The 20,770-nt window shown below is 65.3% G+C and carries 20 protein-coding genes and 1 riboswitch; of the genes, 3 read left to right on the top strand and 17 right to left on the bottom strand.

Features of this window, described 5'->3' with window-relative positions; all coding sequences use genetic code 11:
- Window positions 1-15 precede the first annotated feature (15 nt).
- Genes AC07X9_RS16045 through AC07X9_RS16025 form a run of 5 tightly spaced genes read right to left on the bottom strand, consistent with a single transcriptional unit; the run spans window position 16 to window position 4,149 of the window.
- Window positions 16-720: a ribonuclease T2 family protein gene (locus tag AC07X9_RS16045; RefSeq protein WP_017183882.1), complete on the bottom strand. Its 705-nt coding sequence runs from the start codon at window positions 718-720 to the stop codon at window positions 16-18.
- Window positions 713-1,561: a carboxylating nicotinate-nucleotide diphosphorylase gene (gene nadC / locus AC07X9_RS16040; protein WP_017183881.1), complete on the bottom strand. Its 849-nt coding sequence runs from the start codon at window positions 1,559-1,561 to the stop codon at window positions 713-715. Before nadC ends, AC07X9_RS16045 begins: the two co-directional genes overlap by 8 nt.
- 3 nt (window positions 1,562-1,564) lie before the next feature.
- Complete coding sequence (gene nadA / locus AC07X9_RS16035) at window positions 1,565-2,551, bottom strand: quinolinate synthase NadA (RefSeq protein WP_017183880.1); 987 nt, start codon at window positions 2,549-2,551, stop codon at window positions 1,565-1,567.
- 33 nt (window positions 2,552-2,584) lie between these two features.
- The gene (locus AC07X9_RS16030) at window positions 2,585-3,274 is read right to left on the bottom strand and encodes a DUF4230 domain-containing protein (RefSeq protein ID WP_140159601.1); all 690 of its coding nucleotides are present in this window, start codon (window positions 3,272-3,274) and stop codon (window positions 2,585-2,587) included.
- Entirely contained in the window at window positions 3,271-4,149 is an 879-nt protein-coding gene (locus tag AC07X9_RS16025) for an MBL fold metallo-hydrolase (protein WP_017183879.1), read from the bottom strand. Before AC07X9_RS16025 ends, AC07X9_RS16030 begins: the two co-directional genes overlap by 4 nt.
- 429 nt (window positions 4,150-4,578) lie before the next feature.
- Here AC07X9_RS16025 and AC07X9_RS16020 point away from each other — a divergent pair, with 429 nt between their 5' ends.
- A complete protein-coding gene (locus AC07X9_RS16020) occupies window positions 4,579-5,472 on the top strand; it encodes a tyrosine recombinase XerC (RefSeq protein WP_017183878.1) in 894 nt (297 codons plus the stop codon).
- Here the strand turns inward: AC07X9_RS16020 and AC07X9_RS16015 are convergent.
- The 4 genes from AC07X9_RS16015 to rsmI form a co-directional block, all read right to left on the bottom strand.
- A complete protein-coding gene (locus tag AC07X9_RS16015) occupies window positions 5,469-6,068 on the bottom strand; it encodes a DedA family protein (RefSeq protein ID WP_017183877.1) in 600 nt (199 codons plus the stop codon). The genes AC07X9_RS16020 and AC07X9_RS16015 overlap by 4 nt on opposite strands.
- A gap of 104 nt (window positions 6,069-6,172) precedes the next feature.
- Window positions 6,173-7,147 (bottom strand): glutathione synthase, encoded by a 975-nt coding sequence (gene gshB / locus AC07X9_RS16010; protein WP_017183876.1) that lies wholly within the window; start codon window positions 7,145-7,147, stop codon window positions 6,173-6,175.
- A 138-nt stretch (window positions 7,148-7,285) separates the two neighbouring features.
- On the bottom strand, window positions 7,286-7,639 hold the full coding sequence (locus AC07X9_RS16005; RefSeq protein ID WP_017183875.1) for a YraN family protein: 354 nt from the start codon (window positions 7,637-7,639) through the stop codon (window positions 7,286-7,288).
- Window positions 7,636-8,478: a 16S rRNA (cytidine(1402)-2'-O)-methyltransferase gene (rsmI, locus tag AC07X9_RS16000; RefSeq protein ID WP_017183874.1), complete on the bottom strand. Its 843-nt coding sequence runs from the start codon at window positions 8,476-8,478 to the stop codon at window positions 7,636-7,638. Before rsmI ends, AC07X9_RS16005 begins: the two co-directional genes overlap by 4 nt.
- Before the next feature lie 11 nt (window positions 8,479-8,489).
- On the opposite strand from rsmI, the gene AC07X9_RS15995 reads away from it, so the two are divergent.
- Window positions 8,490-9,695 carry a penicillin-binding protein activator gene (locus tag AC07X9_RS15995; protein ID WP_017183873.1) on the top strand — a complete coding sequence of 402 codons (1,206 nt, stop codon included), beginning with the start codon at window positions 8,490-8,492 and terminating at the stop codon, window positions 9,693-9,695.
- Here AC07X9_RS15995 and AC07X9_RS15990 read toward each other — a convergent pair whose 3' ends face one another.
- Both AC07X9_RS15990 and AC07X9_RS15985 read right to left on the bottom strand, forming a co-directional pair.
- Window positions 9,696-10,487: an ABC transporter ATP-binding protein gene (locus AC07X9_RS15990; RefSeq protein WP_017183872.1), complete on the bottom strand. Its 792-nt coding sequence runs from the start codon at window positions 10,485-10,487 to the stop codon at window positions 9,696-9,698.
- Complete coding sequence (locus AC07X9_RS15985) at window positions 10,481-11,476, bottom strand: FecCD family ABC transporter permease (protein ID WP_017183871.1); 996 nt, start codon at window positions 11,474-11,476, stop codon at window positions 10,481-10,483. Before AC07X9_RS15985 ends, AC07X9_RS15990 begins: the two co-directional genes overlap by 7 nt.
- 77 nt (window positions 11,477-11,553) lie before the next feature.
- On the opposite strand from AC07X9_RS15985, the gene AC07X9_RS15980 reads away from it, so the two are divergent.
- Window positions 11,554-12,423: an ABC transporter substrate-binding protein gene (locus AC07X9_RS15980; protein ID WP_017183870.1), complete on the top strand. Its 870-nt coding sequence runs from the start codon at window positions 11,554-11,556 to the stop codon at window positions 12,421-12,423.
- Window positions 12,424-12,460: 37 nt separating this feature from the next.
- Here the strand turns inward: AC07X9_RS15980 and AC07X9_RS15975 are convergent, their stop codons facing one another.
- The 6 genes from AC07X9_RS15975 to AC07X9_RS15950 all read right to left on the bottom strand — a co-directional run bounded on the left by AC07X9_RS15975 (window position 12,461) and on the right by AC07X9_RS15950 (window position 20,733).
- On the bottom strand, window positions 12,461-14,296 hold the full coding sequence (locus tag AC07X9_RS15975; protein WP_026002526.1) for a TonB-dependent receptor plug domain-containing protein: 1,836 nt from the start codon (window positions 14,294-14,296) through the stop codon (window positions 12,461-12,463).
- 172 nt (window positions 14,297-14,468) lie between these two features.
- Window positions 14,469-14,688: riboswitch (cobalamin riboswitch) on the bottom strand.
- A gap of 68 nt (window positions 14,689-14,756) precedes the next feature.
- A complete protein-coding gene (fdhD, locus tag AC07X9_RS15970) occupies window positions 14,757-15,551 on the bottom strand; it encodes a formate dehydrogenase accessory sulfurtransferase FdhD (protein WP_017183868.1) in 795 nt (264 codons plus the stop codon).
- Window positions 15,548-15,781 (bottom strand): formate dehydrogenase subunit delta, encoded by a 234-nt coding sequence (locus AC07X9_RS15965; protein ID WP_017183867.1) that lies wholly within the window; start codon window positions 15,779-15,781, stop codon window positions 15,548-15,550. The genes fdhD and AC07X9_RS15965 overlap by 4 nt, the downstream gene beginning before the upstream one ends.
- A gap of 10 nt (window positions 15,782-15,791) precedes the next feature.
- Window positions 15,792-18,638 (bottom strand): formate dehydrogenase subunit alpha, encoded by a 2,847-nt coding sequence (fdhF, locus tag AC07X9_RS15960; RefSeq protein WP_017183866.1) that lies wholly within the window; start codon window positions 18,636-18,638, stop codon window positions 15,792-15,794.
- Window positions 18,635-20,284 carry a formate dehydrogenase beta subunit gene (locus AC07X9_RS15955; RefSeq protein ID WP_017183865.1) on the bottom strand — a complete coding sequence of 550 codons (1,650 nt, stop codon included), beginning with the start codon at window positions 20,282-20,284 and terminating at the stop codon, window positions 18,635-18,637. The genes fdhF and AC07X9_RS15955 overlap by 4 nt, the downstream gene beginning before the upstream one ends.
- Window positions 20,281-20,733 carry a formate dehydrogenase subunit gamma gene (locus AC07X9_RS15950; RefSeq protein WP_017183864.1) on the bottom strand — a complete coding sequence of 151 codons (453 nt, stop codon included), beginning with the start codon at window positions 20,731-20,733 and terminating at the stop codon, window positions 20,281-20,283. The genes AC07X9_RS15955 and AC07X9_RS15950 overlap by 4 nt, the downstream gene beginning before the upstream one ends.
- Window positions 20,734-20,770 lie beyond the last annotated feature (37 nt).

The raw sequence follows: 20,770 nt of genomic DNA, 5'->3' as shown, positions 1-20,770 counted from the left end.
ATCGAGGGCTAGCGACTATAGCGGCGCGATCCGCAGCCGGCTTGCCACCGGCGCGCCGCCCTGATGCGCCGGGCAGCGGGTAAACGCCATCGCCCGGTCCATGCACAGCCACACCTCGCTCAGCCAGTTGCCCCGCGTCGTCGTGACCCGCAGCATATCGGGCTTCAGCCCCCGGTTGGCGCGGGCAAAGGCCTGCGCAAACTGGCCGACGGTCAGGGACTTGGTCCGCGCCAGCGCCCCCATGTCGGGGTAGCGGATCGACTGGTACAACGCCCGCGACCTGTTGAAATAGCGCTCCGGCCTTGTCGTCATGCAGGTGCCATGCTTGGCCCATTCATGCTGGATCAGCTGGACCGACGGCGTCGCGCACAGATTCTGCCGGATCACTTGCCGGGGCACCAGATTGGCGGCGCGACAATATTGCGGCCATTCCTTGCCAAAGCCGTCCGGCCACAACCCATGCAGGGTGAAGCCAAAACGGCCATTCCGCCCCCCGCACTGAATCGCACTGCGCCCGCCCTTTGCGGTCGAACAATATTGCGGCGACCAGCTGAGCGCGAGCGTATAGCTGCCGATCGGCAGGATGCGCCTGGGCTCTTTGGCGGTCGGCCCCTCCAGGTCGGGCCGGGCGATCTGCGCGGGCGGGCTGCACTGGGCCGATTGCGCCAGCGCCGTCCCCGGCATCGCGATCAGCGCCACCAGGGCCAGCCCTTTAAGCATAAGCGAAATCCAGCCCGATGTCCGCCGCCGGGGCCGACTGGGTCAGCCGCCCGACGCTGATATAGGTGACGCCCGTGTCCGCCCTTGCCCGGATCGTCTCCAGCGTCACCCCGCCCGACGCCTCGGTCGGCACGCGCCTGCCGACCAGTGCCGTCGCCTGCCGCAGCGTCGCCGCATCCATATTGTCGAGCAGCAAATGCGTGGCCCCGGCGGCCAGCGCCGGTTCGATCTGGTCGATCCGGTCGACCTCGACGATGATGCTGGCGACCCCGGCATCGACCGCGCGGCGCACCGCTTCCTCGACCGATCCGGCGACCGCGACATGATTATCCTTGATCATCGCCGCGTCCCACAATCCCATGCGGTGATTGGTCGCCCCGCCCATCCGCGTCGCATATTTCTCAAGGACACGCAGCCCCGGAATGGTCTTGCGCGTATCCAGCAGCGTCGCGCCGGTTCCATCGATCGCATCGACATAGGCGCGCGTCATCGTCGCGATACCGCTCAGATGCTGGACCGTATTGAGCGCCGATCGCTCCGCCGTCAGCATCGCCCGCGCCTTCCCGCGAATCCGCATGATGTCGGTCCCCGCCGCAACCCGGTCACCATCCTGATGCAGCAGTTCTATCACCACATCAGGATCGAGCGCCCGGAAGAAAGCGGCTGCGACCGGCAGGCCCGCCAGCGTCACCGCGTCCCGCGTGTCCATCACCCCGTCGAACATCGCATCGGCGGGGATCACAGCCTCGCTGGTGACGTCCCGGCCATCCGGCCCCAGATCCTCGGCCAGCGTGGAAGCGACGAAAGCGTCAAGGTCGAAACGGGGGAGGGAGAAGGTCATGGCTTATCGCGCCCCCAAATCCCCCTGCCCCACCGTGCCGCTGGCCATTTCCAGCATCCGATCGAGGCTCTTCTTCGCGCCCAGCCGCAGCGTTTCGTCCATCTCGATGCGCGGCTGGAGGTCGCGCAGCGCGAGGTACAGCTTCTCCATCGTGTTGAGCGCCATATAGGGGCAGATATTGCAGTTGCAGTTGCCGTCCGCGCCCGGTGCGCCGATGAATGTCTTTTCCGGCACCGCCTTTTCCATCTGGTGGATGATGTGCGGTTCGGTCGCAACGATCAGCGTGTCGCCCGGCATCGTCTTGGCAAAGTCCAATATGCCGCTGGTCGACCCGACATAATCGGCATGATCGACGATATAGGGCGGACATTCGGGGTGCGCGGCGATCGGCGCGTCGGGGTGCTGGGCTTTGAGCTTCAGCAATTCGGTCTCGCTGAATGCCTCATGCACGATGCACACGCCCGGCCACAGCAGCATGTCGCGGCCCAGCTTGCGCTTCAGATAACCGCCCAGATGCTTGTCGGGGCCGAAGATGATCTTCTGATCCTTGGGGATCTGCGCCAGTATCTTTTCGGCGGACGAAGATGTCACGATGATGTCGGACAGCGCCTTCACCTCGGTCGAACAGTTGATATAGCTCAGCGCAATATGGTCGGGATGCGCTTCGCGGAACGCCTTGAACTGGGCGGGCGGGCAGCTGTCCTCCAGGCTGCAACCGGCATCCATGTCGGGCAGCACGACGATCTTGTCGGGCGACAGGATCTTGGCCGTCTCCGCCATGAAGCGCACGCCGCAGAAGGCGATGACGTCCGCGTCCGTCTCCGCCGCCTTGCGCGACAGTTCCAGCGAGTCGCCGACAAAGTCCGACAGGTCCTGAATTTCCGGGCTTTGATAATAGTGACCCAGGATCACCGCGTTGCGCTCCTTGCGCAGCCGCTCAATCTCTGCGCGCAGGTCGGTACCCTGCGGAATGCCGGTAAAAGCGTTCATGTCCCTAAAACTCCTCGGTCCTTGACGAGCGCCCTAGCGCTGCTGGCGACCATTCGCCAGTGCTTCGTTGATCGAAGCAGTCCGATCCCATTGCTCACTGTTGCGAAGCGTCCGCTCTGGGGGGAATGTCACAATGACCGTGACGTCATCATATCCAGCCGCAGCCAAGGGGAGCGAAAAGAGTTTACTCAACGCAAGAACACCCCTTTCGCGCGCGCCATCCATATTTTTTTGCGTTCTCGCACCATTTGCTGCCTGACTGGTAGCATCTACCGACACTCTCTTCACCAGTTCCTCTGCTGCTTCGCGAGAAACGAAAATTCCCGTTGTCTCAACGGCAAAGCGCCGACTCTCATCAATGTTTGGCGCTGCTGGTACAACATCTGGGGCGTCGATATATAATCTGCGCTTTTCCGGGTCCCAATACAGGTCGCTTTTACGCATCGACTTAAAGTTTACGAAATAATCTACACTGAAAGGAAATCTGGCTTTTTGCCGAGTTGTAAAGACTGTTCCTTCATACTCAGCTGTTCCCTGAACGTCGCCGGACAAATCAGCAACTTTAATGCTGGTCGTTGATTGCATCTTCGACCAAATTATTTTCGATATCGCTTCGCCATTTGGTTCACGTTCTATTTGCCGATTATCGGGCAACGCCTGATAGCCGAACCATGCAAGCGCGGCGGCGATCGCCAAAAAAGCTGCGATACGAATCGATCTCAAAGTGCCCCCCAACGATTGTCTTGTCTGTTCGCGACCAGCCCCCGCTGATGCAGGTCGATCAGATGCGCCAGCACCGATCGCCCGGCGGCCGGGTGCAGGCGCGGATCGACGCCCTTGTACATTTCGGCCACCATGTCGGGGATCAAGCTGTCGCCATTGCGCTCCAGAAAGCGCAAAATCTGGCCCTCGCGCTGCTTGCGATGGCCAATCATGCCGCGCACCAGACGCTGCGGATTGTCGATCGGTTCGCCATGGGCGGGATAATAGATAGTGTCCTGACGCTCCAGCAACCGCTGCATCGACCGCATATAATCGGCCATGTCGCCATCAGGCGGCGAAATGACGCTGGTGGACCAGCCCATCACATGATCGCCGGTAAACAGCGCCTGTTCCTCGACCAGGGCGAAACACAGATGGTTGGACGTATGCCCCGGCGTTGCCACCGCCTCCAATGTCCACCCCTCGCCGGCCAGCCGTTCGCCGTCCGCCAGTATCCGGTCGGGGCGATAGGCCGCGTCGAACGCCGCATCGGCGCGCGGCCCGTCATCGTCCAGCGTCAGCGGCGCGCAGCCGATCACCGGCGCGCCGGTCATGGCGCGCAGCGGCTGGGCAGCCGGGCTATGGTCGCGATGGGTATGGGTGCAGACGATCGCCACCAACGGCCGCCCGGCAATGGCAGCGGTGAGCGCCGTCAGATGATCCGCCTCGTCCGGGCCGGGATCGATCACCGCCACGTCGCTCGATCCGACCACATAGGTCTGGGTGCCGGTGAAGGTGAAGGGCGACGGATTGGGCGCCAGCACGCGGGCCACCATCGGCGACAGGGGCATCGCCACGCCCGTCGGCAGGTCGGCCAGATCAAAAGGGGGTGCCATGCTTCCCATGTGCCCATTTCCCGCCGGATTTCAAGGCCACGCCTGTCCTATCGCCCCGCTTGGCCCTATGCTGCCGCCACTACTCTCCCATTTCATCGAACCCGGCCCATGCCGGACCGGGCAATCCCAACCCTTCTTCCTTGCTCAAAAATTAGGCGAACATGCGCTGTACAAAGCCGACACCAGCAAATCCTCCCCTGCAAGGGGAGGGGGACCGCCGCGAAGCGATGGTGGAGAGGCGTCGCCCTATCGGAAGCGCGATCCCCCTTCCTCTGGCCTCCGGTCAACCACCACACCACTATCGGATTTGCAGCCCGCTCAGCCGTCACAAAATGTCCCAGTCTTGTTCTTTTATGTCGCATTTGCCGGGAAATATGCGAAGTTAAGCCCGCCATTTCCTATTTCCCACGCCTGCCCTAGACTGCCCTCATGCCCTCCCCCGACCTTATCGAACGCTGGCGTCATCATCTCAGCCTCGACCGGCGGCGATCAACCCATACGGTGCGCGCCTATGTCGCGACCGCCGAGCGGCTGGTCGCCTTTCTGGAGGCGCATCATGGCGAGCAAGTCACCGCTGCGCTGCTGGCGCAGATCAGCCAGGCGGACCTGCGCGCCTTCCTCACCGCGCGGCGGATGGAGGGTATCGGCAATCTGTCAGCGGCGCGGGAACTGTCCGCCGTGCGTGGTTTCCTGCGCTTCATCGGGGGTGAGGACGCCCGCGTGCCCCTATTGAAAGGCCCCCGCACCAAGCGCGGCCTGCCCCGCCCCGTCTCCCCCGATGAAGCCGTCGCGCTCGCGCAGGACATTGCCGAAGGGGCGCGTGAAGCCTGGATCGGCGCGCGTGACTGGGCAGTGCTGATGCTGCTCTATGGCGCGGGACTGCGGATCGGAGAGGCCATGGGCCTGACCGGCGCGGCGCTGCCGCTCGGCGAAACCCTGCGCGTCACGGGCAAGCGCAACAAGATGCGCGTCGTCCCGCTGCTGCCACAGGTCCGCGCGGCGATCGACGCCTATGTGGCGCTCTGCCCCTATCCCATGACCCGCGACGAGATGCTGTTTCGCGGCGCTCGTGGCGGCCCGCTCTCCCCCGCGCTCATCCGCCGCGCGGTACAGGGCGCGCGCGGACGGCTCGGCCTCTCGGACCGCACCACCCCCCATGCGCTGCGCCACAGCTTCGCCACCCATCTGCTGGGGCGCGGCGCGGACCTGCGCAGTTTGCAGGAACTGCTCGGCCATGCCAGCCTGTCCTCCACCCAGGTCTATACCCAGGTCGATGCCGCGCACCTGATGGACGTCTACCGCAACGCCCACCCGCGCGCCTAACCCTTTGGCCGCCAGGTCGCCAGCCGCCACAGATAGAGGATCACCGCGCCCACCACGCACAGGGTAGCGGCGGGGCCGATATATTTGTCGATCTGGCTGAAATTCCTGCCCAGCACGAATCCGGCATAGGCCAGGATGATGTTCCAGATCAGCGCCCCGCCCGCTGTCCACGCCAGGAATTTCACATGCCCCATGCGGAACAGTCCGGCGGGCAGCGATATCATCGTCCGCAGCGCTGGCATGAAGCGGAACACGAAGACGACGATCTGGCCATATTTGCCGAACAGTCGGTCCAGCGCCTCGACATCGCGCCATTCCAGCGTCGCCCAGCGGCCATAACGATCGACCAGCGGCTTCAACCGGCCAAAGCCCAGCACATGGCCGACCAGATACCAGAAATAATTGCCGACCGTGGTGCCGATGGTGCCGGCCAGCAGCAGCCATTCCATCGCCATCCGCCCCTGACCCACGCGAATGCCGCCAATGCCCATGATCAGTTCCGACGGGATCGGCGGAAAGACATTTTCCAGCACCATCAGGACGAAAATGCCCCAATAGCCGCCCGCGTCGATCAGGCGGAGCACCCAGTCGGTCATCGCCTCACTCTGGGTTCCCCGTGCTCCCGCGCAGGCGGGAGCCCAGTTGAAACGGCGGGACTGGACTCCCGCCTACGCGGGAGCACGGCGGGCAAAGACATCAACTACGCCGCCGCTCGTGCCGCCAGCCGCGCGTCGATCGCGTCCCAGATCATCCCGCCCGTATCGGTGCCGTCAAAGGCATCGATCGACACGATCCCGGTGGGCGATGTCACGTTGATTTCGGTCAGCCACTCGCCGCCAATCACGTCGATGCCCACGAACAGCAGGCCGCGCGCCTTGAGTTCCGGTCCCATCGCGTCGCAGATTTCCCGCTCCCTGTCGGTCAGCACGGTCTTGGCCGCCGATCCGCCAACCGCCAGGTTGGAACGGATTTCGCCCGCACCCGGAATCCGGTTGACCGCGCCAGCGACCTCGCCGTCGATCAGGACGATACGCTTGTCGCCTTGCGCGACGCCGGGGATGAAGGCCTGAACCATGAACGGCTCAACCCATGACGCCTTGAATATTTCCACCAGCGAAGACAGGTTCGCGCCATTCTTGCCGACATGGAAAACGGCGACGCCGCCATTGCCATAGAGCGGCTTGACGACGATCTCGCCATGCTGGGCCAGGAAGCTGCGCACTTCGGCCAGGTCACGGGTGATCATGGTCGGCGGCATGAAGCGGGCATAGTCCAGCACGAACAGCTTTTCGGGCGCATTGCGGACACTGGCCGGATCGTTGACCACCAATGTTTCTTCCTGCACCCGCTCCAGCAAATGGGTGGCGGTGATGTAGCTCAGGTCAAAGGGCGGGTCCTGCCGCATCAGCACGACATCGACATCGCGCCCCAGGTCCAGCATTTCCGGCTCGCCAAAAGCGAAATGGTCGCCTTCCACCTTCTGCACATTCACCGGCCGCGCCTTCGCCAGCACCCGGCCATCGCGATAGGTCAGGTCGGTCGCCAGATAATGGTAGAGCCTGTGTCCCCGCGCCTGCCCGGCCAGCATGATGTGAAAGGTCGAATCGCCCGCGATCTTGATGCCCTCCATCGGGTCCATCTGGACGGCGACGGTCAGGGGGTTCAGTTGCGTCATTCGATCATTCCTTTTCCGTTCGCCCTGAGCGAAGTCGAAGGGCTCCGCCGAGCGTTAGCGAGGTGCTTTGCCTTCGCTGGCGCTCAGGCGAGGGCTTCGACTTCGCTCAGCCCGAACGGTTTTGGGGGGAGAGGCACATCACCCCCCATGCCAGACATTGGCCAGATGGCGTGGCGCACGGCCCGGCGCAAGGAGGATGACGTCGATTCGCATGTCGTCGCCCGCTTTGGCCAGATCATGCCACAGAATTTCCGCCGCCGCCGCGACCCGGCGCAACCGCCGCTCGTCGATCGCCAGGTCCAGTTCCGCCGCCGTAGCGCGGGCCTTGACCTCCACAAAGGCGAGCATCGCGCCCTTGCGCGCGACCAGATCGACCTCCCCCGCTGGCGTCCGCATCCGCCGTCCGACAATCTGCCAGCCCTTCAGCCGCAGCCACCAGGCCGCGATCCGCTCTGCCTGACGTCCGCGTCGCTCGGCCGCTTCCCGCTTCACCCCTTTAATTCCGTCGCCCGGTCATACAAGGTGCGCCGGTCCAGCCCCAGTTTCTTCGCGACCTCGCCCGCCGCCTTCGACACCGACAGCCGGGTCAGCGCCTCCAGCAGGGCCGCGTCGGCATCCTCGGCGCTGGCCGGCGCAGCTTCGCCGGGCGGGCCGACCGTCACCACAATCTCGCCCCTGGGCGGCGCGTCGGCGTAGCGGGCGGACAGTTCGCTCAACGTGCCGCAGGCCGTTTCCTCGAAGGCCTTGCTGATTTCCCGGCTGACCGCCGCGTCCCGGTCGCCCAGATGCGCGGCCATGGCGGACAGGCTTTCCGACAGGCGCGGGCCGCTTTCATAGAATACCAGGGTCGCCCGCAGCCCCGCCACCTCGTCCAGCGCATCGCCGCGCGCCTTGGCCTTGCTGGGTAGGAAGCCCATGAACAGGAAACGGTCGGTCGGCAGGCCCGACAGCGTCAGCGCCGCGATCGCCGCGCTGGGACCGGGCAGGGTGGTGATCCGCCGTCCCGCCGCCCGCGCATCGCGCACCAGCTTGTAACCCGGATCGGAAATGAGCGGCGTTCCCGCGTCCGACAGCAGGGCGACCGATTCGCCCGCCATCCGGTCAACCAGCCTTTGCCGCACATTTTCGCCGCTATGGTCATGATAGGGGATCATCGGTCGGTCCGAACCGGCATGGCGCAACAGCCGCGCGCTCACTCGCGTATCCTCCACGGCGACGACATCGGCCAACCGCAGCACCTCCGCCGCGCGCGGGGTAAGGTCACCAAGGTTGCCGATCGGCCCAGCAACGATATAAAGCCCAGGTTCAAGACCCGATGATTGTGTTTCCATAAGGACGCCAGATGACAGAGACGGATGCCTCCCGGCAAGCGGACTTGTTCGCTTCTTTGAAACGCGGCACGCGCATTGTGCTTGCCGCGGGCACGCTGCTGCTCGCCGCCTGTCAGTCGATCGTGCCCAAGGGACCGGCCCCCGTCACCCCGACCGGCCCGACAGGACCGACCGGCCCTGATGTGACCCAGGGGCTGCCGACCGATACGCTGCGCCACCGCGTCGCGCTGCTGGTGCCGATGAGCGGCCCCAATGCCGCCGTGGGCCAGTCGATCGCCAACGCGACCACATTGGCGCTGATGGACACCCGGACCGACAAGATCCGCATCACCACCTATGACACCGCGCCCGGCGCCGCAGCCGCGGCGAACCGCGCCCTGGCCGAGGGCAACCGCCTGATCCTTGGCCCCCTGCTGGCGGAGGACGCCCGCATCGTGGGGCCGATCGCCGCGCGCACCAATGTGCCGGTGATCAGCTTTTCCAACGACGCCAGCGTCGCGGGCAATGGCGTCTACATCATGGGTTACAACCCCAACCAGTCGATCGAGCGGGTCGTGGGTTTCGCCCATGACAAGGGGCTGTCGCAGTTCGCCGCGCTCATTCCGCGCGGTACCTATGGCGAACGCGCCGGCAATGCACTGCTGCGCGCCGTCGAACAGGCGGGCGGCACCGTCGTGTCGATGCAGACGTTCGATCGTAGCCCCGGCTCGATCACCGCAGCGGTGAAGAAATTGCAGGCCTCGTCCAGCTATGACGCCTTGCTGATCGCCGACAGTGGCAAGGTCGCGATCCAGATCGCCCCGATCGTGCGCAAGAATGGCGGCGCGACCGCTCGCCTGCTCGGCACGGAATTGTGGAATACGGACGGCACGCTGGCGGCAAGCCCGGTGCTGCGCGGCGCGTGGTTCGCCAGCGTGTCGGACACGCTCTATCGCCAGCTCGCGGGCAAATATCGCGCCCGCTACGGCACGGCGCCCTTCCGCCTGTCCTCGCTCGGCTATGATTCGGTCCTGCTGACGGTGCGGATCGCGCAGGACTGGAAGCCCGGCAGCCCCTTCCCCACCACGCGCCTGCGCGATTCCGGCGGCTTTTCGGGCATTGACGGCGCATTCCGCTTTGGCCGCAACGGCGTCGCCGAACGTGCGCTGGAAGTGTCCGAAGTAGGGGCTGGGGCAGTCACGGTCATCGCGCCTGCTCCCCGCAGCTTCGCGGAATAATCAGTCCGCCGCCGGCCGGGGCACCCGCCCGGTCGGCAGGATCAAGGGCCAGCCATTGCCCGGATCGATGCAGGCGGTGATGCCATAGACATCGGCCAGCGCCTGCGTCGTCAGCACCTCCATCGGCGCGCCGTCGGCGACCAGCGCGCCGCCATCCATCAGCAGCAGCCGGTCACACCAGCGCGCGGCCATGCTCAGGTCATGCAGCACCGTCACCACCAGCGCGCCGCTGCGCGCCTCGTCGCGCAGCAGGTTCATGACGTCGATCTGATGTCCAGGGTCCAGCGCCGCCAGCGGTTCGTCGGCGATCAGCCCGCGCGCCCCGACCGCCAGCGCCCGCGCCAGCAGCACCCGCGCCCGCTCCCCACCGGACAATTCGGTCGCGATCCGTCCTTTCAGGTGCAGCACATCGGCCCGCGCCATCGCTGCCTCGACCGCTGCCTCATCTGCGTCGGACAGGCGTGACAGCGGCCCCAGATGCGGTAGCCGCCCCAGCGCCACCAGCCGATCGACGCTGAGCGGCCAGTGCAATGTCTGACCCTGCGGCAGATAGGCGATGGCGCGCGCTATCGCCCCCCGGTCGATCCGCGCCACATCCTGCCCGTCAATCAGCACCCGGCCCGCCCGCGGCTTCGCAAGGCCCAGCATCGCCCGGATCAGCGTGGACTTGCCCGCGCCATTGGGACCGATGATGCCGACCAGCTGGCCCGGCTCCAGCGTCACCGCGACATCGCGCACCGCCACATGACGGCCAAGCCGGACGGACAGCCCTTCTACCGCCAGGCTCACCATAGCCGTCGCTCCCGCATCAGGTGGATCAGGAACACCGGCACGCCCAGCATCGCGGTGACGACCCCCAGCTTCAGTTCATTGACCGACGGGATCAGCCGCACGCCAATATCCGCCAGCGTCAGCAGCACCGCGCCGCCCAGCAGCGAGGGCCATAGCACCGCCGATGGCGACCGATCGGTCAGCGGGCGGACGATATGCGGGACGATCAGGCCGACAAAGCCGATCGCGCCGGACACCGCCACCGCGCCGCCCACGCCGATCGCGACGCCCAGCATCATGCGCAACCGCGCGGCATTAAGGTTCACGCCCAGCGCCTGCGCGCCTTCCTCCCCCAATGTCAGCGCGTCCAGCGTCCGCCCGTCCGCCATCAGCAGCGCCGCGCCGATCGCGATGCAGGGCAAGGCGACCAGGACATGCACATAGCTGCGGTTTTCCAGACTGCCCATCAGCCAGGTCATGATCTCCATCGCGGCAAAGGGATTGGGCGACAGGTTAAGCGACAGGCTGATGCCCGCCCCCGCCAGCGTCGCGACCGCGATCCCCGCCAGGATCAGGGTCAGCGGGCTTTCCGATGGACCGGCCAGCAAGAACAGCCCGGCAATGGCGACAAGCGCGGTGGTGATGGCGAGCAGCGGCAGGACCAGCGGATGCAGCGCACTGAGGCCGAAATAGAGCGCGCAGACCGCGCCCAGCGCCGCTGAATTGGACGCGCCCAGCACGGACGGTTCGGCCAGCGGGTTGCGCAGATAGCCCTGCAACGCCGCGCCCGACAGGCCCAGCATCGCGCCCACCAGCAGGCCCAGCAACATGCGCGGCAGGCGCAGGTCGATGATGATCGCACGGGCGACCGCATCGCCGCCGCCGGTCAGCACCGCCCATATCCGCGCCGGGCTGATCGCGACGGCCCCCAGCATCACCGATCCCATCGCCGCGCCGACCAGCAGGATCAGCAGCGCGGGGACGAGCAAGGGGTGGCGGCGGGCCGTCATGGACGCTCCCCTTGGCGGTTGGCAAAGCGCCATGTTCCTGCGAAGGCAGGAACAGGTCCTACTACAAGACAGGCTCCATGATCCGTCCGTTGATCCTCGCCCTTGCCGCCCTGACACTCACCGGCACGGCACACGCTGCGCCGCGGCGGATCGTGTCGCTCAACGTGTGCGCCGATCAATATCTGATCGCGCTGGCCGACAAGGGCCAGATCGCGGCGCTCAGCAGCAATGCGCTCGATCCCGAATTGTCGGCGGCGGCGGACAAGGCGCGCGGCTATCGTACGCTGCGCCGCGCTTCGGAAGAGGTGCTGGCGATCCGGCCCGATTTGATCCTGGGCTATCCGATCGGGCCGAACATGGTCGCCGGAGCGCCGCCGGGCCAATGGACCACATTGGGCCTGGCCAGTGCGGACAATTATGACGCGATCGAGGATCAGATACGGCAGGTCGCGCGCGCGGTCGGCCATGTCGACCGGGGCGAAAAGCTGATTGCGCAGATGAACCGCGATCTGGCGGCACTGCCGAAAGCGAAGCGCGGCGGCGTTGCCGCCTATTATCAGCGGCGCGGCTATATGACCGGCACAGGCACGCTGGTTGATGACCTGATGCATCGGGTCGGGCTGACCAATCTGGCCGCAAAACTCGGCAAGCCCGCGCTGGCGCAAGTGCCGCTGGAGGCGATGGTCGCGGCGCGGCCCGATTGGCTGATCGTGGAAAGCGGCAGCGAAGCGGTGGTCGATCAGGGGACCGAAATGCTCCAGCACCCTGCGATCAAATCCATCCCGCGCATCAGCCTGCCGCAAAGCTGGACCGTGTGCGGCGGCCCGGCCTATGTGCAGGCGGCGCGGGCCATCGTGGCGCAACTTGGGGCGCCACGCAGCAAAAGCACGGCGCAACTTGGGGCGCCACGCAGCAAAGGCACGGCGCGTCAGAACGCGCCAAGGTGAAGGGACGAGCAGCGCGCCCGTCCCCCCTTGTGCCATATCAGAAACGGACACGCACGCCGCCAAAGGCGGAGCGGCCATAGACGCCATAGCCATAGGCCGTGGCGTAGGCTTCATCGAACAGATTGTCGATCCGGCCATAGACTTCCAGATGCTCGCCCAGCGGCAGCGAAGCCCGCAGGCCGACAAGCGCATAGCCGTCCAGACGGCGGGTGTTGGCGGCATTGTCGAAACTGTCGCCCACCATCGTCACGGTCGCCCCGGTCGACAGGCCGAACGACCAGACATAGTCGCTCGAAACGCTGATCGCGTTGGCCGCGCGGCGCGGCAGACGGTTGCCGTCCGTGATCCCGCCCGACCGGTCGCGCGCATCGACATAGCTGTAGCTGCCCGTCACGGTCAGTGCGTCCACCGGCTTCAAGGCAATGCTCGCCTCCACGCCCTTGGCGCGGGTGCGGTCCAGATTGCTGTAGCTGAAGGTCGCATTGTCATAATTGATCTGGTCGGTCGTGTCGCGACGAAACGCCGTTACCGACAGGATCGCCCGGCCACCATCCAGGCTCTGGTCAAAGCCGACATCATAGCTTTTCGACCGTTCGGGGCGCAGCGCGCTATTGCCGCTGAACATGTCGTACAGCTGATAGAGCGAGGGCGCCTTGAACCCTTCGCCATAGCTCAGGCGAAAATTGGTCGCGCCTGCATTGGGCGAATAGTTGGCATTCGCGCCGAACGTGGTCGCGCCGCCAAACTGGCTATGATCGTCATGCCGCACACCGCCCGTGACCGACAGGCCCGTAAAGGGCTTGACGATCGCCAGCGCATAGACGCTGTCGATATTGATCCTTGCCGACGACGTGCTGCCGAACCCGAAGAATTCATAGTCGGGCCGTTCATGCTCGTAGCCGAATACCAGCTTGGCCTGATCGACCGGGGCATAGACGCCTTCATATTCAAAGCGCAGGTTAGTGCCGGAATAGCCATAATCCGGGTCGGTGCCGCGCACGAAATAATAGTCGCGGTCGTTGCGCAGATAGGTGACGGCTGCGCGGTTCGTCAGCTTGCCATCCAGCAAAGCCAGGTTGAGGCCCGCATAGCCCACATATTGGTCCAGCTTGCTCACATCGCTGCTGTCGGCCGGTGCGCCAAAGAAGCTGTCATAGTCGAGATCCGCATGGATATAATAGCCACGCAGGTCGAGGCTCAACGCATCGCTGAACGCCAGTTTGAGCCGCGCGTTGGTGGCGATATTTTCATAGCCGTCCTTTTCCGTGCCGCCCGCGGCAGAGGAAATGCCATCCGTGCGGAAATAGGCCGCGCCCACGCCGCCCGACGCGATGCCGCTGGTGCCGGACACGTCCGCCTTGGCATTGACCGTATCGCTATAACCATAATCGACCGAGGCGTTCGCGCCGAAGCCGTCCACCGGCACGCCGGTCATGATGTTCACCACGCCGCCGATCGCCTGACTGCCATAGACGACCGAGTTGGAGCCGCGTAGCACTTCGATCCGCTTGATATTGCCGGTCAGCAAATGGCCGAAGTCATAACCGTCACCAATGCCGCTGGGGTCATTGACCTTCACCCCGTCGATCAGCACCAGAGTCTGCGTCGTTTCCGCGCCGCGCAGCGATACGCCGGTCACGCCGCCGGTGGACCCGTTACGGTTGAAACGAACGCCCGGCGTCGTCGCCAGCAGATCGACCACATCGATAACCTGCCGCGTCTGGATGGTCTGCGCGTCGATGACGGTGATCGCCTGCCCCACTTCGTCGCGCGACTGTTCGATGCCCGATGCGGTGACGATGATGTCATCGTCCTGCGCCAGAGCGGGCGTTGCCGCCAGCAGCGCAATGAGAGAAATCCCTGTTCTTACCATGATATATGCCCTGAGCGTCCCATGCGACTTCAAGGCCAGGGCGTCCGCGCACGCGGTCGCGCCATGATGCGGGATGACGCCAGCCCCCGCCGCACGGCACGATGCGGCCCCGGCCGCACAGCGTCGCTCGACGGAAAACCACCGTGCCATGACCAATCCCCTGGATCAGGGCAAGAGCGACCAGACGCCGGCAGGTCTCCTGGCTCACGGGTCAGGGCAATGATGCACGAACCTTCCCAGACATTGGCGTCCAGTGGCCGGGTCTTGCGACCCTTATGCATCATGCTCACCGCTTACAGTTGCAGGGACAGCTGCGGAATAGGGCGCTTTCACGCCCGCACCGCATTCCCATTTTCAGCCCCTTGCGGGACACCGGCGCGATCTAGCTGTAAGGAAAGCGAGCCCCCCTCACGCGACGCGCTCTAGGGCAAAGGCGCGGCATTGCCAAGCGGCTGTTTCGCTACGTCAGCGGTGCGTTGCCCCGGTGCAACATCGCATCGCGTCGCGCCAGCACGACCAGCGGCAGTCCCGCCGCCGCCGCGCGCTCGGCCGCCAGCCTTGTGGGGGCGGAAATCGTCACCAAAAGCGGGCATTGGCTCAGCACCGCTTTCTCCACCAGTTCATAGGAACAGCGTGACGACAGCAGCGCAAAGCCGTCGTCCCAGCCCGCGCCCGCGCGCTTCATCGCGCCGATCAGCTTGTCGAACGCATTGTGCCGCCCGACATCCTCCCGCGCCAGACGGATCGCCCCGTCCGCGTCGGCACAGGCGGCGGCATGGGCCGCGCCGGTCGCGGCATTGAGCGGTTGATGCGCCGCCAGCCCATCAAGCGCGCGAAAGATCGCGGCGCGGTCGGCGCGCGATCGCGCCGTCACTGGCGGCAGGGGCCGAATCGCCTGTTCCAGATTTTCGATCCCGCACAGGCCGCACGATGAATCGGACGCGCGGTGCCGTACCCGGTCCAGCAGCAAATCGGTCCGCGATGGCGGCAGAGTCGCGCGCGCCACGATGCCCTGATCGGTATCATGGGTATCGACGTCGAAGGGCGCATCGTCCGGCCCGATCAGCCGTTCCGCCAGCGCAAAACCCAGCACCAGATCGGTCAGATCAGTGGGCGTCGCCATCAGCACCGCATAGCCGATGCCGTTGAATTCGATCGCGACCGGCACTTCATCGGCCAGCACCCGTTCGACCGCTTCGCCCTGCCCATCGCGGGCCAGGCGGGTGAAGGTCAGCGCGTCGCCGCCCTGCTTCAAGCGCTGATCCGGCGCACGGCCTGCGCCGCGATCGGCGACAGGGCGTCGGGCTGCTCCGCCGCCAGCGCCACGATCCGCGCGCGCATAAGCGGGTCCCAGAAGCTGGCGATATGGCTGGCGGTGGACGCAACCGCCTCCGCATCGCCCTGCGCCGCCAGATTGCGCGCGATCTGGTTGGCCATGTAGATCAGCCGGTCGGCGGTGGACATGACGTCATTTTCGTCGCTCATCGGGCCGATCCTATTCCGCCGCTTCCAGTGGCGCAATGCGGCGGCTCATCCTGGCCTGATCGGCATAGTCGAGTTGCCAGTCGCTGGGGCCGTTGGATGGCATCACCTGCACCGCCGTCACCTTATATTCCGGGCAGTTGGTCGCCCAGTCGCTATAGTCGGTGGTGATGACATTGGCCTGGGTTTCGGGGTGGTGGAAGGTCGTATAGACCACGCCCGGCGCTACCCGCTCGGTCACTTGCGCACGCAGCGTGGTTTCCCCCGCCCGGCTTTTCAGGGCAACCCAGTCGCCTTCCTTGATCCCGCGATTTTCCGCATCGGACGGATGGATTTCCAGCCGGTCCTCCGGGTGCCAGGCGGTGTTCGCCGTCCGTCGCGTCTGCGCGCCGACATTATAGTGGGACAGGATGCGCCCCGTCGTCAGCAGCAGCGGGAAGCGCGGGCCGGTCTTTTCGTCCGTCGGCACATAGTCGGTGACGACGAACTTGCCCTTCCCCCGCACGAAACCGTCGATATGCATGGTCGGCGTACCGTCGGGCGCAGCGTCATTGGCGGGCCATTGCAGCGATCCTTCCGCCTCCAGCCGGTCATAATGGACGCCCGCAAAGGTCGGGGTGAGCGCGGCGATCTCATCCATGATCTGCGCGGGGTGATCATAGGTCCACTGCAGGCCCATGGCGTTGGCCACCAGTTGCACGATTTCCCAGTCGGCATAGCCATTGAGCGGGGCCATCACCTTGCGCACCCGCTGGATGCGCCGTTCGGCGTTGGTGAAGGTGCCGTCCTTTTCCAGGAAGGTCGATCCCGGCAGAAAGACATGGGCGTAATTGGCGGTTTCGTTGAGGAACAGGTCCTGCACCACGACGCACTCCATCGCTGCAAGCCCCGCCGCGACATGATGGGTGTTGGGATCGGACTGAAGAATATCCTCGCCCTGCACGAACAGCCCCTTGAACGTCCCGTCGGTCGCGGCGTCCAGCATGTTGGGGATGCGCAGCCCCGGCTCGGCGTCCAGGCTGACGCCCCATGTGCGTTCGAACAATTGCCGCGTCGCCGTGTCGGACACATGGCGATAGCCGGAAAATTCATGCGGGAAGCTGCCCATGTCGCAGGCGCCCTGCACATTATTCTGCCCCCGCAGCGGGTTCACGCCCACGCCTTCGCGCCCGACATTGCCGGTCGCCATAGCCAGGTTGGCGATGGCCATCACGGTCGATGACCCCTGGCTATGTTCGGTAACGCCCAGGCCATAATAGATCGCGCCATTGCCGCCTGTGGCATAGAGCCGGGCGGCGGCCCGCACCTCGTCCGCCTTCACGCCGGTCAGCGGTTCGATCGCTTCGGGCGAACGGGCGGGTTGGGAGACGAAATCGGCCCAGTCGGCAAACTCATCCCAGTCGCACCGTTCGCGGATGAAGGCTTCGTCATAGAGCTTCTCCGTGACGATGACATGCGCCATCGCGGTCAGCATCGCGACATTGGTGCCGGGGCGCAGGGGCAGATGATGGTCCGCCTCGATATGGGGGGATTTGACCAGATCGGTGCGGCGCGGGTCCATGACGATCAGCTTGGCCCCCTGCCGCAAGCGGCGTTTCATCCGGCTGGCGAATACGGGATGGCCGTCGGTCGGGTTCGCGCCGATGACCAGGATGACGTCCGACTGCATCACGCTGTCGAAATCCTGCGTACCCGCCGACGTCCCGAAGGTCTGGCTCAGCCCATAGCCGGTCGGCGAGTGGCAGACGCGGGCGCAGGTATCGACATTATTATTGCCAAAACCCTGGCGGATCAGCTTCTGGACAAGGAAGGTTTCCTCATTGGTGCAGCGGCTCGACGTGATGCCGCCGATGGAGCGGGTGCCATATTTCGCCTGGATGCGACGGAATTCACTGGCCGTATGGGCGATCGCCTCGTCCCACGACACTTCGCGCCATGGCTCGTCGATGCTGGCGCGGATCATCGGGTTCAGGATGCGATCCTGATGCTGGGCATAGCCCCAGGCGAAGCGACCCTTGACGCAGCTATGGCCGCGATTGGCCTTGCCGTCCTTCCACGGCACCATGCGCACCAGTTCCTCGCCCCGCATTTCCGCACGGAAGGTGCAGCCCACACCGCAATAGGCGCAGGTGGTGACGACGGCGCGGTCGGGGGTGCCGACTTCGACGACCTTCTTTTCGATCAGCGATGCGGTGGGACAGGCCTGCACGCAGGCGCCACAGGACACGCATTCGGACCCCAGAAATCCCTCGCCCTGCGACGCGGAAACCTTGGAATCGAACCCCATCCCCTCGATCGTCAACGCGAACGTCCCCTGCACTTCGTCACAGGCGCGCACGCAGCGCGAACAGACGATGCACTTGCTGGGATCGAAATCGAAATAGGGGTTAGACTGGTCCTTCGCCTGCCCCATATTGGTCGCGCCATCATAGCCATAGCGCACGTCGCGCAGGCCAACCGCGCCAGCCTGATCCTGCAATTCGCAGTCCCCGTTCGCGCCGCAGGTCAGGCAATCGAGCGGATGGTCGGAGATATACAGTTCCATCACCCCGCGCCGCAACTGCTTGAGGCGGTCGGTCTGGGTGCGCACCACCATGCCTTCGGCCACTGGCGTCGTGCAGGACGCGGGATAGCCGTTGCGGCCCTCCACCTCCACCAGGCACAGGCGGCACGAACCGAAGCTTTCGACGCTGTCAGTGGCGCAGAGTTTGGGAATGGAGCCACCCAGCAGCGACGCCGCGCGCATGATGCTGGTGCCTTCGGGCAGGGTTATCGCCTGCCCGTCGATGGTCAGCGTGACGGACTTGCCGGTCGCAATCGCAGCGGGCGTGCCATGGTCGGTTTCGCGGGTAAAGGTCATTCCGCAGCCTCCTTCAACGGCGCAGGCGCGCCGAAATCTTCTGGGAAGTAATCGAGCGCGCTCAGCACCGGATAGGGGGTGAAGCCCCCCAACGCGCAGAGCGAGCCATATTTCATCGTATCGCACAGATCGCGCAGCAGCGTGGTTTGCGCGTCGAGCGACGTATCGATACGGCTGGGGGAACGGGAGTAGAGGGCTTTGCCAAGATAGCCCCCCTTCCCGTCATGCTGACGAAAGTCATCATCCAGGGCGGCATCATCCAACCTTGCATTGCGGGACTCTGGATCCTGACTTTCGTCAGGATGACGACTGGAAATAGGCGGTCTCGCCGCCATGATCCGGTCGACAATCTCCACCCCGCGCGTCGATCCGATCCGGCAGGGCGTGCATTTGCCGCAGCTTTCCGCCGCGCAGAATTCCATCGCGAAACGGGCCATATGCGCCATGTCCACGCTGTCGTCGAACACCGTGATCCCGGCATGGCCGATCAGGCCGCCAGCCGCGGCAAAGGCTTCATAATCGAAGGGCAGATGGAACATGGATGGCGGGAAATAGGCGCCCAGCGGCCCGCCCACCTGCACCGCGCGTACGGGCCGCCCGCTGGCCGTGCCGCCGCCGACATCGTTCACCAGTTCGCCCAGCGTGATGCCAAAGCCGATCTCATACAGGCCACCATGGCGCACATTGCCCGCCAGTTGCACCGGCATCGTGCCACGCGACCTGCCAAAGCCGACGGCGGCATAGGCCTCCGCCCCTTCCGCCAGAATGAACGGCACGGCCGCCAGGCTCAGCACATTGTTGATGACCGTCGGCTGGCCGAACAGACCTTTGAGCGCAGGCAGAGGCGGCTTGGCCCGCACCTGTCCGCGCTTGCCCTCGATGCTGTCGAGCAGCGCGGTTTCCTCGCCGCAGACATAGGCGCCCGCCCCTTCGCGCACTTCCAGCGTGAAAGGCGCGATCAGATGGGCGGCATGCTCGATCGCCAGTCGCATCGTGGCAATGGCGAAGGGATATTCGGAACGGATATAGATATAGCCATGGCGCGCGCCCACGGCATGGGCCGCAATCGCCATGCCCTCGATCAGGCAATAGGGGTCGCCCTCCATCAGCATACGATCGGCAAAGGTGCCACTGTCGCCTTCGTCGGCGTTGCAGACGATATATTTGTCGCCCGCAGGCGCATCCAGCACCGTCTGCCACTTGATGCCGGTCGGGAACCCCGCCCCGCCGCGCCCGCGCAGGCCCGACGCCTTGACCGCATCGACCACGGCCTGGGGCGTCATTGCGCGCGCTGCCTCCAGCCCCTTCCATCCGTCCTGCGCCGCATATTCGGTCAGGCTGACCGGATCGATCACGCCACACCGGGCGAAGGTGAAGCGCTGCTGTCCCGCAAAGAATGGATGCTGGTCGACCGGCCCCAGCCGGTTGGCGTGGCTGCCATCCAGCACCGCCGCGACATCCCCCGGCCCGACCGGACCATAGCCGATCCGGCCTTGCGCCGTTTCCACCTCGACCAGCGGTTCGATGCTGAACAGCCCGCGCGATCCGGTGCGGATCACCTCGCACCCCGCATCGGCAAAGGCCTGCGCGACAGCGTCCGCGCCCAGCGCCACCGACGCCATGTCGCGGCTCACATAGATTTTCATGCCGCCACCTCCGCCGCGATCCGGTCCAGCGCCGCACCGTCGATCCGCGCGACCGGGCGACCATCGACCAGCGCGTTCGGCCCGACCGCGCACAGCCCCAGGCAATAAACCGGCTCCAGACTGATCGCGCCATCGCCGCGCGTCTCCCCCATCGCCACGCCCAGCCGCTGCGCCGCCGCCGCCTCGATCGCCGCGCCGCCCCGCGCCTGGCAGCTTTCGGCCCGGCACAGTTTCACGACATGGCGGCCCGCAGGCGTCCGGCGGAAATCATGGTAGAAGGTGACGACGCCATGCACGTCAGCGCGCGACAGGTTCAGCGCGCGGGCGATGACCGGCACGACAGTGTCCGCGACATAGCCAGCCTCTTCCTGCACCGCATGCAGCAGCGGCAGCAACTGGTCGCGGGTTGCGCCATGACGCGCAGTCCAGCCTTCGATAAACTCTTCCATCCCGATACCCTGACTTATGGCCCAGCCTTTGCCGCGA

It is taken from the genome of Sphingobium sp. GW456-12-10-14-TSB1 (assembly GCF_059424385.1).
The sequence above is the reverse complement of the archived record's forward strand: the minus strand, read 5'-3'. Positions and strand labels throughout refer to the sequence as shown.